The organism is Shigella sp. FC1661, assembly GCF_001712525.1.
GTDB lineage: Bacteria > Pseudomonadota > Gammaproteobacteria > Enterobacterales > Enterobacteriaceae > Escherichia > Escherichia coli.
This window is the reverse complement of sequence record NZ_MDGW01000466.1, coordinates 1-495: the sequence shown is the minus strand read 5'-3', so window position 1 is coordinate 495 and position 495 is coordinate 1. Positions and strand designations below refer to the sequence as shown.

Here is a 495-nt window from a genome sequence, read left to right as displayed (position 1 = left end):
TTCTGCTCTTCTGCCTGCGCCCAGCGGTCAGCTTCCGTACGCTTCAGTACAGCATGCCATGGTCCCCAGAGGGAGAACCAGTCCTTAAATTCATTCTCTTCACGGCTTCTGACCATGGCTTCGGCAGTGCGGAGGTCATTTGCTGTCACTCCCGACACGCCATAGAAACGCATTTCCTTCACGGCAGTGGAGAGCTGAAGTTTCTCTGCGAGCATGGTCTGGAAGGCCAGGTAGACTTCTATCTCATCCACAAAATGGAGAGTTCTGACTTTATCCCGGGCAATGTCCTCCAGAATTTCGAGGCGGAACATTTCCCTGCCCAGGGAGAGCAGAGCGCCGGTATCATTATCGAAAAGGCCTTCTGATGCCTGATGGACCAGGAGGGTTTTCCGGAGATTGTTCCATGTGAGCGCGACACGGTCCTCACAGCTCTCAGTGGCATCAGCAGCAACAGCGAAAGACTGCTGTCGAAGCTCCGCAGAGGCACTGAGTTTT

At 54.1% G+C, this 495-nt stretch carries 1 pseudogene; it reads right to left on the bottom strand.

The annotated features are described in order from the left end of the window. Positions 1–495: pseudogene (ipaH9.8, locus tag BFF42_RS20630) on the bottom strand (T3SS effector E3 ubiquitin-protein ligase IpaH9.8); the annotation flags it as partial.